Here is a 14541-nt window from a genome sequence, read left to right on the forward strand (position 1 = left end):
TCGAGTTGATTGGTGTGACGGACAACGAACGAGCGAGGTGTTGGCGTGAACATTAATGCAACCCTGATTGGCCAGTCCGTTGCGTTCTTAATTTTTGTATTGTTCTGCATGAAGTTCATTTGGCCTCCGGTCATTGCAGCTCTGCACGAACGTCAAAAGAAGATCGCGGATGGACTGGACGCTGCCAGCCGAGCAGCTCGTGACCTGGAACTGGCCCAAGATAAAGCGGGTCAGCAACTGCGCGAAGCTAAAGCTCAGGCAGCTGAAATCATTGAGCAAGCCAAGAAGCGCGGTTCTCAGATCGTCGACGAAGCCCGTGAACAGGCTCGTGTCGAAGCTGAACGTGTGAAGGCTCAGGCTCAGGCCGAGATCGAACAGGAACTGAACGGCGTCAAAGACGCGCTGCGCGCCCAACTGGGCAGCCTGGCAGTCAACGGCGCAGAGAAGATCCTGGGTGCCACAATCGATCAAAACGCGCACGCAGAGCTGGTTAACAAACTGGCTGCTGAAATTTAAGCGAGGGCGATCATGGCAGAACTGACCACGTTGGCCCGACCTTACGCTAAGGCGGCCTTCGAGCACGCTCAGGCCCACCAGCAGCTGGCCTCTTGGTCAGCCATGCTCGGCCTGGCTGCAGCGGTGTCACAAGATGACACCATGCAGCGCGTGCTTAAGGCCCCGCGACTGACGAGCGCAGAAAAGGCCAGCACTTTTATCGAAGTGTGTGGCGACAAGTTTGATGCACAGGCACAGAATTTCATTCACGTTGCCGCCGAAAACGACCGTCTCCTGCTGTTGCCGGAGATCTCCGCTCTGTTCGACCTGTACAAGGCCGAGCAAGAGAAATCGGTGGATGTGGATGTGACCAGTGCGTTCGCATTGAACCAAGAACAGCAAGACAAACTCGCCAAGGTTCTCAGTGCACGGCTCGGCCGGGAAGTGCGACTGCACGCTGCGGAGGATGCCAGCCTTATTGGTGGCGTCGTAATCCGCGCCGGCGACCTGGTTATCGATGGCTCGATTCGCGGCAAACTCGCGAACCTTGCCGAAGCATTGAAATCTTGAGTTTGAAGGGGCAGCAGAGCAATGCAGCAACTCAATCCTTCCGAAATAAGTGAAATTATCAAGGGCCGCATCGAAAAGCTCGATGTGACCTCCCAAGCCCGTAACGAAGGCACTGTCGTCAGCGTATCTGACGGCATCGTGCGGATTCACGGTCTGGCCGACGTTATGTACGGCGAGATGATCGAGTTTCCGGGCGGCGTCTACGGTATGGCCCTCAACCTGGAGCAAGACTCCGTAGGTGCCGTTGTATTGGGCGCGTACACCAGTCTGGCTGAAGGCATGAGCGCCAAGTGCACTGGCCGCATCCTGGAGGTTCCGGTTGGTAAGGAACTGCTGGGTCGCGTAGTCGACGCACTGGGTAACCCAGTTGACGGCAAAGGTCCGCTGAACAACACCGAGACCGACGCGGTCGAGAAAGTTGCTCCAGGCGTGATCTGGCGTAAGTCGGTAGACCAGCCTGTACAGACTGGCTACAAGGCTGTCGATGCCATGATCCCAGTCGGCCGTGGCCAGCGTGAGCTGATCATCGGTGACCGTCAGATCGGTAAGACCGCTCTGGCGATCGACGCGATCATCAACCAGAAAGACAGCGGCATTTTCTGCGTCTACGTGGCTATCGGTCAGAAGCAATCGACCATCGCCAACGTGGTTCGCAAGCTCGAAGAAAACGGTGCACTGGCTAACACCATCATCGTTGCAGCGAGCGCTTCGGAATCTGCAGCACTGCAGTTCCTGGCTCCGTACTCCGGTTGCACCATGGGCGAATACTTCCGTGACCGCGGTGAAGACGCGCTGATCGTTTATGACGATCTGTCCAAGCAAGCAGTGGCCTACCGCCAGATTTCCCTGCTGCTGCGCCGTCCACCAGGCCGTGAAGCCTACCCAGGTGACGTGTTCTATCTCCACTCCCGTCTGCTGGAGCGCGCATCCCGCGTTTCCGAAGAGTACGTAGAGAAGTTCACCAACGGCGCAGTGACTGGCAAGACCGGTTCCCTGACCGCTCTGCCGATCATCGAAACCCAGGCTGGCGACGTTTCCGCGTTCGTTCCGACCAACGTGATCTCCATCACCGACGGTCAGATCTTCCTGGAATCGGCCATGTTCAACTCCGGGATCCGTCCTGCTGTGAACGCCGGTGTTTCGGTATCCCGTGTGGGTGGTGCCGCTCAGACCAAGATCATCAAGAAGCTGTCCGGTGGTATCCGTACCGCTCTGGCTCAGTACCGTGAACTGGCGGCATTCGCCCAGTTCGCTTCTGACCTGGACGAAGCGACCCGTAAGCAACTTGAGCATGGTCAGCGCGTTACCGAGCTGATGAAGCAGAAGCAATATGCGCCGATGTCCATCGCCGACATGTCCTTGTCCCTGTATGCCGCTGAACGTGGCTTCCTGACGGACGTCGAGATTGCCAAAGTTGGTAGCTTCGAACAGGCCATGATTGCTTACTTCAACCGCGATCACGCCGACCTGATGGCGAAGATCAACGTGAAGGGTGACTTCAATGACGAAATCGACGCTGGCCTGAAAGCCGGTATCGAGAAGTTCAAAGCCACCCAAACCTGGTAAGCCGCAGCGGGAGCCGCAAGGCTCCCGCTTGCTAACCTGATAGGTGTTACATGGCAGGCGCAAAAGAGATTCGCAGTAAGATTGCGAGCATCAAAAGCACGCAAAAAATTACCAGCGCCATGGAAAAAGTGGCGGTCAGCAAAATGCGCAAGGCACAAATGCGCATGGCTGCTAGCCGTCCTTATGCGGAGCGCATCCGCCAGGTTATTGGTCATTTGGCCAACGCCAACCCGGAATATCGTCACCCGTTCATGATCGACCGTGCTATCAAGCGCGTCGGTTACGTTGTGGTGAGCAGTGACCGTGGTCTGTGTGGTGGCTTGAACACCAACCTGTTCAAGGCCCTGGTCAAGGACATGGCGGTAAACCGCGAACAAGGCGTCGAGATCGATCTGTGTGTGGTCGGTAGCAAGGGTGCGGCCTTCTTCCGCAACTTCGGCGGTAACGTCGTTGCAGCTATCAGCCATCTGGGTGAAGAGCCGTCGATCAATGATCTGATCGGCAGCGTCAAGGTGATGCTGGATGCGTACCTGGAAGGCCGGATTGACCGCCTGTCCGTGGTATCCAACAAGTTCATCAACACCATGACCCAGCAGCCGACCGTGGAGCAGTTGATTCCACTGGAGGCAACCCCGGATCAAGAACTCAAGCACCACTGGGACTACCTCTACGAACCGGATGCCAAGGAGCTGCTGGACGGCTTGATGGTCCGTTACGTGGAGTCGCAGGTCTACCAGGCGGTGGTCGAGAACAACGCAGCTGAACAAGCGGCGCGGATGATCGCAATGAAGAACGCTACCGACAACGCCGGTGATTTGATCAGCGATTTGCAGCTGATCTACAACAAGGCGCGTCAGGCTGCGATCACCCAAGAGATCTCGGAAATCGTCGGCGGCGCTGCCGCGGTTTAACGGTTCAAATATTCAGAGGATCCAGCTATGAGTAGCGGACGTATCGTTCAAATCATCGGCGCCGTTATCGACGTGGAATTTCCACGCGACAGCGTACCGAGCATCTACGACGCCTTGAAGGTTCAAGGCGCCGAAACCACTCTGGAAGTTCAGCAGCAGCTGGGCGACGGCGTGGTGCGTACCATTGCGATGGGCTCCACCGAAGGCTTGAAGCGCGGTCTGGACGTCAACAACACTGGCGCAGCCATCTCCGTACCGGTCGGTAAAGCGACCCTGGGCCGGATCATGGACGTACTGGGCAACCCAATCGACGAAGCCGGTCCTATCGGTGAAGAAGAGCGTTGGGGCATCCACCGTCCAGCACCTTCCTTCGCAGAACAGGCAGGCGGCAACGACCTGCTGGAAACCGGGATCAAGGTAATTGACCTGGTTTGCCCGTTCGCCAAGGGCGGTAAAGTCGGTCTGTTCGGTGGTGCCGGTGTAGGCAAGACCGTAAACATGATGGAACTGATCCGTAACATCGCCATCGAGCACAGCGGTTATTCCGTGTTCGCCGGTGTGGGTGAGCGTACTCGTGAGGGTAACGACTTCTACCACGAGATGAAGGACTCCAACGTTCTGGACAAAGTGGCACTGGTCTACGGCCAGATGAACGAGCCGCCGGGAAACCGTCTGCGCGTAGCCCTGACCGGCCTGACCATGGCCGAGAAGTTCCGTGACGAAGGTAACGACGTTCTGCTGTTCGTCGACAACATCTACCGTTACACCCTGGCCGGTACCGAAGTATCCGCACTGCTGGGCCGTATGCCTTCCGCAGTAGGCTACCAGCCGACCCTGGCTGAAGAGATGGGCGTTCTGCAAGAACGTATCACTTCGACCAAGCAAGGCTCGATCACCTCGATCCAAGCGGTATACGTACCTGCGGACGACTTGACCGACCCGTCGCCAGCGACCACCTTCGCCCACTTGGACGCCACCGTCGTTCTGTCCCGTGACATCGCTTCCCTGGGTATCTACCCAGCGGTAGACCCACTGGACTCGACTTCCCGTCAGCTGGACCCGAACGTGATCGGCAACGAACACTACGAGACCGCTCGCGGCGTTCAGTACGTACTGCAGCGTTACAAAGAGCTGAAGGACATCATTGCGATCCTGGGTATGGACGAGCTGTCGGAAACCGACAAGCAGTTGGTATCCCGCGCTCGTAAGATCCAGCGCTTCTTGTCGCAGCCGTTCTTCGTGGCTGAAGTCTTCACTGGTTCTCCAGGCAAATACGTTTCCCTGAAAGACACCATCGCTGGCTTCAAAGGCATCCTCAACGGTGACTACGACCACCTGCCAGAACAAGCGTTCTACATGGTCGGCGGCATCGACGAAGCGATCGAGAAAGCCAAGAAACTGTAATCCCGGCGCCCGGCAACGGGCGCTAATTTAGGTTGAGGCAAGCAGATGGCTATGACAGTCCATTGCGATATCGTCAGCGCGGAAGGGGAAATCTTCTCCGGTCTGGTGGAGATGGTGGTTGCGCACGGTGAACTGGGTGATCTTGGTATCGCTCTGGGTCACGCACCGCTGATCACCAACCTGAAGCCAGGTCCGATCCGCTTGATCAAGCAGGGCGGGGAAGCCGAGGTGTTCTACATCTCCGGTGGTTTCCTCGAGGTTCAGCCGAACATGGTCAAGGTTCTTGCCGACACCGTGCAACGTGCTGCCGACCTGGACGAAGCCTCCGCTCAGGAAGCCGTCAAGGCTGCTGAGAAGGCCCTGAATGAAAAAGGCGCAGATTTCGACTACGGTTCTGCTGCTGCACGTCTGGCCGAGGCCGCAGCTCAGCTGCGTACCGTCCAGCAGATCCGCAAGAAGTTCGGCGGCTAAGTCGCAGGCTTTCTGTGTGATTGATTAAAAAGGGTAGCCTCGGCTACCCTTTTTATTTTCCGCCATTCACCCCCCTCTTGGTCGCAGTCTGACCTTCCAGGATTGGTAGCCAGTCATGTCTCTCGAAATCGTTATCCTCGCCGCAGGCCAGGGCACCCGCATGCGTTCGGCGCTGCCCAAGGTTCTTCACCCGGTCGCCGGCAACTCCATGCTCGGGCATGTTATCCACAGCGCCCGGCAACTCGACCCACAGCGTATCCATGTGGTGATCGGCCACGGTGCCGATGCGGTGCGCGAGCGGCTGGACGCCGACGACCTGAATTTCGTGCTGCAGGACAAGCAACTGGGCACCGGCCATGCGGTGGCCCAGGCCGTGCCTTTTATCACTGCTGACACGGTGCTGATCCTCTACGGCGACGTGCCGCTGATCGAAGTCGAGACCCTGCAGCGCCTGCTCAAGCAGGTGGGGCCGGAGCAACTGGGCCTGCTTACCGTCGAGCTGGACGACCCTACCGGCTACGGGCGCATCGTTCGTGATGCCGACGGCAAAGTCGTCGCCATTGTCGAGCAGAAGGATGCTGACGAAGCCACCCGCGCCATCACCGAAGGCAACACCGGCATTCTCGCAGTGCCCGGCAAGCGCCTGGGCGACTGGACCGGCCGGCTGTCCAACAACAACGCCCAGGGCGAGTACTACCTCACCGACGTGATCGCCATGGCGGTCAGCGACGGCCTGATCGTCGCCACCGAGCAGCCCCACGACGCCATGGAAGTGCAGGGCGCCAACGACCGCAAGCAACTGGCCGAGCTGGAGCGGCACTACCAGCTGCGGGCTGGCCGCCGGTTGATGGCCCAGGGCGTGACCTTGCGCGACCCGGCACGTTTTGATGTGCGTGGCGAAGTCATCGTTGGCCGTGATGTGCTGATCGACATCAACGTGATTCTCGAAGGCCGGGTAGTGATCGAGGACGACGTGATCATCGGCCCCAACTGCGTGATCAAGGACAGCACCCTGCGCAAGGGCGCGGTGATCAAGGCCAACAGCCACCTCGATGGCGCGGTGATGGGCGAGGGCAGCGATGCCGGTCCGTTCGCCCGGCTGCGTCCCGGTACCGTGCTGGAAGCCAGGGCTCATGTGGGTAACTTCGTCGAACTGAAGAATGCCCACCTGGGCCAGGGTGCCAAGGCCGGCCACCTGACCTACCTGGGCGACGCGGTGATCGGTGCGCGCACCAACATTGGCGCCGGCACCATCACCTGCAACTACGATGGGGTGAACAAGCACAAGACGATCATGGGCGAAGACGTGTTCATCGGCTCCAACAACTCGTTGGTAGCACCTGTGGATATCTCCTCCGGCGCCACCACGGCTGCCGGTTCCACCATCACCCAGGATGTGGCCCCGGCTCAACTGGCGGTCGGCCGCGCCCGGCAGAAGAACATCGATGGCTGGAAACGGCCGGAGAAGATCAAGAAGGACTGAGGTTATCCACAACCGCGGAACCCTGTTCGCCGGCAAGCTGGCTCTTACACCCATCTGTAGGAGCCGGCTTGCCGGCGATTTTTTTCACCTGCGCGCTTGACGAAGTTTCGATCTTGGGTTTTTATTGCTTCCGTTATCTTTCGAATCGAAACTTAAAGCCATCATGTCAAAACGCAACACACCTCAACGTCGCCACAATATCCTTGCCTTGCTCAATGAACAGGGCGAAGTGAGTGTCGACGAGTTGGCCAAGCGTTTCGAAACCTCTGAAGTTACGATTCGAAAGGACCTGGCCGCCCTGGAGAGCAATGGCTTGCTGCTGCGCCGCTACGGTGGAGCGATCACCATGCCCCAGGAACTGGTCAGCGATATTGGCCAGCCCGTATCCCTCTACAAGCAGGCCATTGCCCGCGCTGCGGTGCAGCGTATCCGTGAGCATGCCCGGATCATCATCGACAGTGGCAGCACCACCGCCGCGATGATCCCCGAGCTGGGCCTGCAGCCTGGCCTGGTGGTCATGACCAACTCGCTGAATGTGGCCAACGCCCTGAGCGAGCTGGAGCACGAGCCGGTGTTGTTGATGACCGGTGGCACCTGGGATCCGCATTCCGAGTCCTTCCAGGGCCAGGTGGCCGAGCAGGTTCTACGCTCATACGACTTCGACCAGCTGTTTATCGGTGCCGATGGCATCGATCTGGCCCGTGGCACTACCACTTTCAACGAACTGCTGGGTTTGAGCCGGGTCATGGCCGAAGTGGCCCGGGAAGTGGTGGTGATGGTCGAATCCGACAAGATCGGCCGCAAGATTCCCAACCTGGAGCTGCCGTGGAGCAGCGTCCATACCCTTATTACCGATGATCGCCTGCCCTTAGAGGTCCGCGACCAGATCCAGGCCCGCGGCATAACTCTGATTTGCGCGGCTGTCAGCTAGGAGAGAAACCATGTGTGGAATTGTTGGCGCCGTTGCTGAACGCAATATCACCGCCATTTTGCTGGAAGGCCTCAAGCGCCTCGAATACCGCGGCTACGACAGCGCCGGTGTGGCGGTCTATACCAATGCGGGCAAGCTGGAGCGCATGCGGCGCCCGGGCAAGGTCAGCGAATTGGAGCAGGCCCTGGCCAGTGAGCCGCTGGTCGGCCGCCTGGGCATCGCCCACACCCGCTGGGCCACCCACGGTGCGCCATGCGAACGTAATGCCCACCCGCATTTCTCCGGCGACCTGGCGATCGTGCACAACGGCATCATCGAGAACCACGAAGCCTTGCGCGCGCAGCTCGGCGCCCTGGGTTACGAGTTCACTTCGGACACCGACACCGAAGTCATCGCCCACTTGCTGAACCACAAGCTCAAGGACCTGGGAGACCTCACCAAGGCCCTCAAGGCCACCGTCAAGGAGCTGCATGGTGCCTACGGCCTGGCCGTGATCAGCGCCAGCCAGCCGGACCGCCTGGTTGCGGCCCGCAGTGGCAGCCCGCTGGTGATCGGCCTGGGCCTGGGGGAAAACTTCCTCGCCTCCGACCAGTTGGCCCTGCGCCAGGTCACCGACCGCTTCATGTACCTGGAAGAAGGTGATATCGCCGAAATCCGCCGCGACAGCGTGCAGATCTGGGACATCAACGGCAAGGCCGTGGAACGCGAAGCGGTGCAGTACCGCGATGGCGCCGAAGCGGCAGAGAAGGGCGAGTTCCGCCACTTCATGCTCAAGGAAATCCACGAGCAGCCATCCGTGGTGCAGCGCACCCTGGAAGGCCGCCTGAGTGCCAACCAGGTACTGGTCCAGGCCTTCGGTCCGCAAGCCGCCGAGCTGTTCGCCAAGGTGCGCAATGTGCAGATCGTCGCCTGCGGCACCAGCTACCATGCCGGCATGGTCGCCCGTTACTGGCTGGAAGAACTGGCCGGCATCCCCTGCCAGGTGGAAGTGGCCAGCGAGTTCCGCTACCGCAAGGTGGTGGTGCAGCCCGATACCCTGTTCGTGACCATCTCCCAGTCCGGCGAAACCGCCGACACTTTGGCCGCTCTGCGCAATGCCAAGGAGCTGGGCTTCCTCGCCAGCCTGGCGATCTGCAACGTCGGCATCAGCTCCCTGGTGCGTGAATCGGACCTGACCCTGCTGACCCAGGCCGGTCGCGAGATCGGCGTGGCCTCCACCAAGGCCTTCACCACCCAACTGGTGGGCCTGCTGCTGCTGACCCTGTCCCTGGGCCAGGTACGTGGCACCCTGGCCGCCGGCGTGGAAGCCGAGCTGGTGGAAGAGCTGCGTCGCCTGCCGATCCGCCTGGGCGAAGCCCTGGCCATGGATGGCGTGGTGGAAAAAACGGCCGAGCTGTTTGCCGACAAGCACCACACCCTGTTCCTCGGCCGTGGTGCCCAGTACCCGGTGGCGATGGAAGGCTCGCTCAAGCTCAAGGAGATTTCCTACATCCACGCCGAAGCCTATCCGGCCGGCGAGCTCAAGCACGGCCCCCTGGCGCTTGTGGATAACGACATGCCGGTGGTTACCGTGGCACCGAACAACGAGCTGCTGGAAAAGCTCAAGTCCAACCTGCAGGAAGTGCGCGCCCGTGGCGGCGAGTTGATCGTGTTCGCCGACGAGCAGGCCGGCATGACCAATGGCGAAGGCACCCACGTGATCCAGATGCCGCACATCCACGACATCCTCTCGCCGATCCTCTACACCATCCCGCTGCAGCTGCTGTCCTACTACGTGGCCGTGCTCAAGGGCACCGACGTCGACCAGCCGCGCAACCTCGCCAAGTCGGTGACCGTGGAGTGAGTTATCCACAGTGACCGCCCAGGTGCTCGCTCTTGCAACAAGGCGCTCCAGATGAGCGCCTTGTTGCAGGGGGCTGCTTCACATGGCGCCGACTCAGTTTGGCGCTAGCAGCGAGCGAAAGCGTGAATCGCTGCGGGTTGGGGCCAGGGTGTACAGCTGTTCTTTCTTGTCGATCCAGGTGTAGAGCGCGTATTCCTTGTCGCTGTCACCAACGTGTTTGCCCAGGCCATAAACCGAAAGATGACTGCTCGGGGTATTGCCATACGTGTAGAACATTGAGCAGGTGCGGTTACGTTGTTTGTCGCGCCAGGTGTAGTGATGGACAGCTTGATTGCCAATGTACAGGGGCTCGCCATCCACCGTCAGGTTGCCACGATCAAGGCGATCGAAGAGGAAGTTCATGGCTTCGATCTCGAAACCATCATGGTTGAATTGGTCAAGGTTGCCGACCAGCGTGATTGCAGGATTCAAAGTGGGCATATCAGGCCTCTCTCTACTGTGATGGGTTGCCAAAATGGCAAGCCCATCTCAGCGCCATGCCGCTGCCAGCATCAGTAGGAAACAATTCCGCGACAGCATTCGGGGCGATATTTCCTTGGGCTGGCGAGACAGTCTTTAATCTTCACGATCACTCAAGTGATGGTCCTGGATCATCGAAGCTGACACAGCAAGAGGGGAGCCCAACCGGGCTCCCCTCTTTGTTATTTCCCTTTGCCTGCCTGCAGCGCTCGTCGCTCAGGCGTGGCGGTGCTGAACAGCGCTCAGCGCGAATGCTGTATCGAAACAATGTCGCCAGTCGACGCGTCGATATCCACCCTGAACATTGCCTGGTCACGTTGACGGCTGAACATGCAGGTAAAGATGCTGGGCGAAACCTGCGGGAACTGCTCGAACCAGCTGTAGATACCTGCTTCGAGCTGGCCATTGATCAGTAACTGGTCGGCAATCCTGATCTGTTGCTGGCGGTCGCCGGAGACCACGTAGAGGGTTGCGGCCACGCCCGTATCGTCATCGTTCCACAGGATGGCCAGGTGTTGCCGATCCGGCACCACGATCGCCAGCAGGCCGCGGCTGTTGACCACGCTCAGGAGCTGTTCCTGCCAGCGCCAGCGAGCCTCGACGACCCGGCAAGGAGACCACCCCAGGGCGATCATCTGGTCCACCGTCATGTTTTCGTCGATGACCTTGCCGTCTTCGCGGATCCGCTCGAAATCACTAATCACAACTTTCACTCCACAGGCAGCACACCAGGCGTGCCGACAATTTTCAGATTCCTGTCACCGACGAACTCCACCTGCTGCACGCCGCCCTTGTAGTTCTCCAGCGGGCCGGTGATACCACTGTGAATCTTTTGCGGTGCGGTGGTTTCGACGGTGATCACATGGGATACGTCTGTCTTGAATCGATCGAGGATCACCAGTTTATCCCGAGCATAGGCCTGGCTGGGAATCGGCTCGGGGGCGGCGAAACCTCCGAAGGCTGGCTTGCCCTGCATGATGGCTTCGGCCTGGCCCTTGGCGACGACCATCTGGTATTGCCTTCCCGGTGGCACTATTTCGGTCTTGACCTGGGTGCCTTCCAGCCAAGCCGGCAAGTTGCCCTCGGCGACCATCGCCTCGTTGACCTGGGCGGCCGTGCGCACCTCGAGCACCTGCGACTGGTTGGCCAGTCGCGCGGCATTGCGTTCGGCGCTCAACTTGGCCATTTTCGGCCCGGCGCCGAGCAGCGCCAGGCCGGCGATACCTTGCAGCAGGTCACGGTAGCCCGGGCCGAGCCGGTCGCCGAGCTGGCCCAGCAACTCCATGCCGCCATAGATCGCGGCCCCCACCGCCACGGTGGTCAGCAGGGCCGCGAGGCCGGCCATGGCGGCCAGCACCAGCGCGCCGGCGGCGGCGACCAGGCCCAGCGCCTCCAGGCCGGTATGCAGCCAGCCCTCGATATCCAGCACGAATTCCACCTGCAGCGTCGGACCGCCGATGAAGGTGTTCGGGCTACCGGACTTGATATGCGCGCCGCAGGTCATCTTGCTGCTCAGTCGCGCCGCCGGCTTGCCGTTGATGTAAACGGTAGCGCTGCCTTCGGCGATGGTGACCGGGAAGGGCCAGGGGGGATGCGCCACGGGAAAGCCGGTACAGGAACTGGACACGTCCTCGCCGGCACGCATGGCATTGCGCAAGTTGACGAATACGTTGGGGCTGCCCCTTATGAGTTCACCGGTGGTTGGCTCGGGCAGATCGAAGATGGTCGAAAGTCCCTTTACCAGCTGGAACATCGACAAGCCGCCGGCGGCGACCGAACCCGCCAGGATCACCGCCGCCAGGCCGCCCGTTGCCGCGGTAGCCGCGATGATGGCCGCGCCTATGAGAGCGCCCGCGACCGCGCCGGCGAGCATGGCAGCAACTCCGAATCCATGGGCGATGTCGTCGCCCAACCGCGCTGCGGCCTGTACATCCATGCTGAGACTCCGCCTGCGATGCGATACGCATCTTCCCTGGGGCCAGTGGGTGGCCCGAGCGGCGGATTATCAAAGAGTAACCGGGGGCGCGGCAAGAGCTGGAAGGCAGTCTGTCGTCACAGGGGACCACTCGCGCTTCACGCCGCCGGCGGGAAGGAACCAAACGTCTGGGGTGCACCCTTGTCCTTGCTCGCCTGTCCGCGTTGGATCTTCGAAAAACAATTGAAATCAGAGCGTTATTTTTGTGCGACAGTTTTGGTTCTGCGAATCCACTGCGAGTGCCAGTGGACGCCCCGGCGAATCCCGACTTGTGCACAGGCCGGAATTTTTTAGCGCGCTAATGGAAAACCAATGAGACTTCGCCTGATTCATGGATGGATGATCGTTCTGATGGTGGCTGTCCTGGGCCTGGGAGTCCTGACCCCAGTGCTCTCCAACAGCCTCTTGCTGCTGATGGACCGAACCAATTTCATTCCTGCCGAATCGTCCATCTGGACCTTTGAACCGACCCTGATCAACCAGGGTTCCTCTTCCTATTGGCTATACGGTGAAGATCAGCAGTACTACTTCTATTTTTCCTACGCCCAAGACCAACCTTACCGGTTGATTGCCAAAACCAACCGTTGCCCCGGATTCGACAAGCACGAGGTGCAGACCTGGTGCGCTCCCTGACGTCGTGGCCGTGGATTATGCTGCGCGTGCGGGGCGCCTGTCGGGCGGGCGCTGCCAGGTGAGATAAGACATGGACAGGTTTCAGGAAATGCAGGTGTTCGTCTGTGTCGCCCAGGAGCAGGGGTTCGCGGCGGCTGCGCGGCGCCTTAACCTGTCGGCGGCCAGCGTCACCCGGGCCGTGGCAGCCCTCGAACAGCGCATCGGCACCCAGTTGCTGGTACGCACCACCCGCAAGGTGCACCTGAGCGAAGCCGGGCAACGTTATCTGGAGGACTGCCGACGCATTCTCGCCGAGGTGCAGGATGCCGAGGCCTCGGCCGCCGGCATCCACGCCCAGCCACGGGGGCAACTGAGCCTGACTGCGCCGGTGCTGTTCGGCGATCTGTTCGTCACCCCGCTGCTGGTGCGTTACCTGCAACGTTATCCACAGGTCAGCATCAACGCCTTGCTGGTGGACCGAGTGGCGAACATGGTGGATGAAGGCATCGATGTGGCGGTGCGCATCGGCGAATTGCCGGACAGCGGCCAGCACAGCATCCGAGTAGGCCAGGTGCGCCGGGTGGTCTGTGCAGCCCCCGGATTCCTGGCGGCCCATGGTTGCCCCCAGCACCCCGATGACCTGCGCCAGGCTCCGCTGATTGCGCCATCCTCCACCGGCCAGGCGCGCCACTGGCAATTCAACGACGCCGGGCGCGCTCTGAGCCTGCGCCCGGAACCGCGGCTGCTGGTGAGCGCCAACCAGGCCGCCATCAGTGCCGCCTGCCTGGGGCTGGGCCTGACCCGGGTGCTGTCCTATCAGGTGGCCGATCAGGTCGCTGCCGGCCAGTTGCAGATCGTGCTGGCGGATTTCGAGCTGCCGCCCTTGCCGATCCACGTGGTGTACCAGGGCGGTCGCAAGGCGCCGGCGCGGGTACGCAGCTTTGTCGATTTCGCCGTGCAGGCCCTGCGCGAGCATCCATCGCTCAATACTTGATCAGCTTTATTGCGCTGGCTGAAATGCCGGATTGCGATTTCTGGTGATTCTGTTGTTTTGCGTCATGGACCAAGATGGCCCTGCCAGCGCGGCCCTTCGACCGCGTCCCAGCCTGCGGAGTCGAGCATGTCCCTGCTTCCCATCAAGTTCTACAACTTTCCCCGGTCCGGCCACGCTCACCGCGTCGAGCTGATGCTGTCGCTGCTGGACCTGCCTACCGAAACCATCTTTGTCGACCTGGCCCAGGGTGCCCACAAGCAGCCCGAATTCCTGGCCCTCAACGCCTTTGGCCAAGTACCGGTGATCGATGACCAGGGCACGGTGCTGGCGGACTCCAACGCGATCCTGGTGTACCTGGCGCAACGCTATGGCCGCGGCCGCTGGTTGCCCACCGACCCGGTGGGCGCGGCGCAGGTACAGCGCTGGTTGTCGGTGGCGGCGGGGCCGATCGCCTTCGGTCCGGCGGCGGCGCGACTGATCACGGTGTTCGGCGCCACCTTCAATGCCGAAGAGGTCATTGCCCGCGCCCACGGCCTGCTCAAGGTCATGGACCAGGAACTGGCGAGCAGGCCGTTCCTGGTGGGTGAACAGGCGACCATCGCCGACGTCGCCGGCTACAGCTATATCGCCCACGCGCCGGAGGGCAACGTGTCCCTGGCCGATTATCCCAACGTGCGGGCCTGGCTGGCGCGGATCGAGGCCTTGCCGGGCTTCGTGCCCATGCCGTCCACGGCGGCGGGGCTCAAAAGCGCCTGAGGCGCACCTGC

15 protein-coding genes are annotated in these 14541 nt (G+C 60.7%); 12 read left to right on the plus strand and 3 right to left on the minus strand.

Translation table 11 applies throughout. The features are described 5' to 3' along the window. The first annotated feature begins 45 nt into the window (after positions 1-45). From ACUXVH_RS00685 to glmS, 9 genes are all read left to right on the plus strand, one after another. The gene (locus ACUXVH_RS00685) at positions 46-516 is read left to right on the plus strand and encodes a F0F1 ATP synthase subunit B (protein ID WP_011064385.1); all 471 of its coding nucleotides are present in this window, start codon (positions 46-48) and stop codon (positions 514-516) included. 12 nt (positions 517-528) lie between these two features. Beyond that, a complete protein-coding gene (locus ACUXVH_RS00690; protein ID WP_011064384.1) occupies positions 529-1065 on the plus strand; it encodes a F0F1 ATP synthase subunit delta in 537 nt (178 codons plus the stop codon). A gap of 21 nt (positions 1066-1086) precedes the next feature. Continuing rightward, positions 1087-2631 carry a F0F1 ATP synthase subunit alpha gene (gene atpA / locus ACUXVH_RS00695; RefSeq protein ID WP_011064383.1) on the plus strand — a complete coding sequence of 515 codons (1545 nt, stop codon included), beginning with the start codon at positions 1087-1089 and terminating at the stop codon, positions 2629-2631. Between the two features lie 50 nt (positions 2632-2681). Further along, positions 2682-3542: a F0F1 ATP synthase subunit gamma gene (atpG, locus tag ACUXVH_RS00700; protein WP_011064382.1), complete on the plus strand. Its 861-nt coding sequence runs from the start codon at positions 2682-2684 to the stop codon at positions 3540-3542. A gap of 27 nt (positions 3543-3569) precedes the next feature. Continuing rightward, a complete protein-coding gene (gene atpD, locus ACUXVH_RS00705; protein ID WP_011064381.1) occupies positions 3570-4946 on the plus strand; it encodes a F0F1 ATP synthase subunit beta in 1377 nt (458 codons plus the stop codon). A gap of 45 nt (positions 4947-4991) precedes the next feature. Next, positions 4992-5417, plus strand: coding sequence for a F0F1 ATP synthase subunit epsilon (locus tag ACUXVH_RS00710; RefSeq protein ID WP_011064380.1), 426 nt, complete (start codon positions 4992-4994; stop codon positions 5415-5417). A gap of 115 nt (positions 5418-5532) precedes the next feature. Next, positions 5533-6900 (plus strand): bifunctional UDP-N-acetylglucosamine diphosphorylase/glucosamine-1-phosphate N-acetyltransferase GlmU, encoded by a 1368-nt coding sequence (gene glmU, locus ACUXVH_RS00715; protein ID WP_011064379.1) that lies wholly within the window; start codon positions 5533-5535, stop codon positions 6898-6900. A gap of 160 nt (positions 6901-7060) precedes the next feature. Beyond that, a complete protein-coding gene (locus tag ACUXVH_RS00720; protein ID WP_169892547.1) occupies positions 7061-7831 on the plus strand; it encodes a DeoR/GlpR family DNA-binding transcription regulator in 771 nt (256 codons plus the stop codon). Positions 7832-7841: 10 nt separating this feature from the next. Further along, positions 7842-9674 (plus strand): glutamine--fructose-6-phosphate transaminase (isomerizing), encoded by a 1833-nt coding sequence (gene glmS / locus ACUXVH_RS00725; protein ID WP_019095991.1) that lies wholly within the window; start codon positions 7842-7844, stop codon positions 9672-9674. A gap of 93 nt (positions 9675-9767) precedes the next feature. Here glmS and ACUXVH_RS00730 read toward each other — a convergent pair whose 3' ends face one another. The 3 genes from ACUXVH_RS00730 to ACUXVH_RS00740 form a co-directional block, all read right to left on the minus strand. Beyond that, the gene (locus ACUXVH_RS00730; RefSeq protein ID WP_015637570.1) at positions 9768-10154 is read right to left on the minus strand and encodes a hypothetical protein; all 387 of its coding nucleotides are present in this window, start codon (positions 10152-10154) and stop codon (positions 9768-9770) included. A gap of 281 nt (positions 10155-10435) precedes the next feature. Beyond that, positions 10436-10897 (minus strand): hypothetical protein, encoded by a 462-nt coding sequence (locus tag ACUXVH_RS00735; RefSeq protein WP_011064375.1) that lies wholly within the window; start codon positions 10895-10897, stop codon positions 10436-10438. A gap of 5 nt (positions 10898-10902) precedes the next feature. Next, entirely contained in the window at positions 10903-12129 is a 1227-nt protein-coding gene (locus ACUXVH_RS00740; protein ID WP_065364983.1) for a PAAR domain-containing protein, read from the minus strand. 351 nt (positions 12130-12480) lie between these two features. Between ACUXVH_RS00740 and ACUXVH_RS00745 the strand changes: the two genes are divergently transcribed. The 3 genes from ACUXVH_RS00745 to ACUXVH_RS00755 all read left to right on the plus strand — a co-directional run bounded on the left by ACUXVH_RS00745 (position 12481) and on the right by ACUXVH_RS00755 (position 14530). Continuing rightward, positions 12481-12801, plus strand: coding sequence for a hypothetical protein (locus ACUXVH_RS00745; protein ID WP_019093392.1), 321 nt, complete (start codon positions 12481-12483; stop codon positions 12799-12801). 70 nt (positions 12802-12871) lie between these two features. Beyond that, on the plus strand, positions 12872-13774 hold the full coding sequence (locus ACUXVH_RS00750; RefSeq protein ID WP_011064372.1) for a LysR family transcriptional regulator: 903 nt from the start codon (positions 12872-12874) through the stop codon (positions 13772-13774). Between the two features lie 126 nt (positions 13775-13900). Next, on the plus strand, positions 13901-14530 hold the full coding sequence (locus ACUXVH_RS00755; protein WP_053154760.1) for a glutathione S-transferase family protein: 630 nt from the start codon (positions 13901-13903) through the stop codon (positions 14528-14530). Positions 14531-14541: the final 11 nt, after the last annotated feature.

This window comes from Pseudomonas sp. 8(2025), from assembly GCF_052665325.1.

Bases quoted from the DNA above. Each gene is read 5' to 3' on its own strand.
- ACUXVH_RS00750 (WP_011064372.1), top strand. From the start codon at position 12,872: ATGGACAGGTTTCAGGAAATGCAGGTGTTCGTCTGTGTCGCCCAGGAG.
- ACUXVH_RS00745 (WP_019093392.1), top strand. From the start codon at position 12,481: ATGAGACTTCGCCTGATTCATGGATGGATGATCGTTCTGATGGTGGCT.
- ACUXVH_RS00690 (WP_011064384.1), top strand. From the start codon at position 529: ATGGCAGAACTGACCACGTTGGCCCGACCTTACGCTAAGGCGGCCTTC.
- ACUXVH_RS00740 (WP_065364983.1), bottom strand. From the start codon at position 12,129: ATGGATGTACAGGCCGCAGCGCGGTTGGGCGACGACATCGCCCATGGA.
- glmS (WP_019095991.1), top strand. From the start codon at position 7,842: ATGTGTGGAATTGTTGGCGCCGTTGCTGAACGCAATATCACCGCCATT.
- atpD (WP_011064381.1), top strand. From the start codon at position 3,570: ATGAGTAGCGGACGTATCGTTCAAATCATCGGCGCCGTTATCGACGTG.
- glmU (WP_011064379.1), top strand. From the start codon at position 5,533: ATGTCTCTCGAAATCGTTATCCTCGCCGCAGGCCAGGGCACCCGCATG.
- ACUXVH_RS00730 (WP_015637570.1), bottom strand. From the start codon at position 10,154: ATGCCCACTTTGAATCCTGCAATCACGCTGGTCGGCAACCTTGACCAA.
- atpG (WP_011064382.1), top strand. From the start codon at position 2,682: ATGGCAGGCGCAAAAGAGATTCGCAGTAAGATTGCGAGCATCAAAAGC.
- ACUXVH_RS00755 (WP_053154760.1), top strand. From the start codon at position 13,901: ATGTCCCTGCTTCCCATCAAGTTCTACAACTTTCCCCGGTCCGGCCAC.
- ACUXVH_RS00710 (WP_011064380.1), top strand. From the start codon at position 4,992: ATGGCTATGACAGTCCATTGCGATATCGTCAGCGCGGAAGGGGAAATC.
- atpA (WP_011064383.1), top strand. From the start codon at position 1,087: ATGCAGCAACTCAATCCTTCCGAAATAAGTGAAATTATCAAGGGCCGC.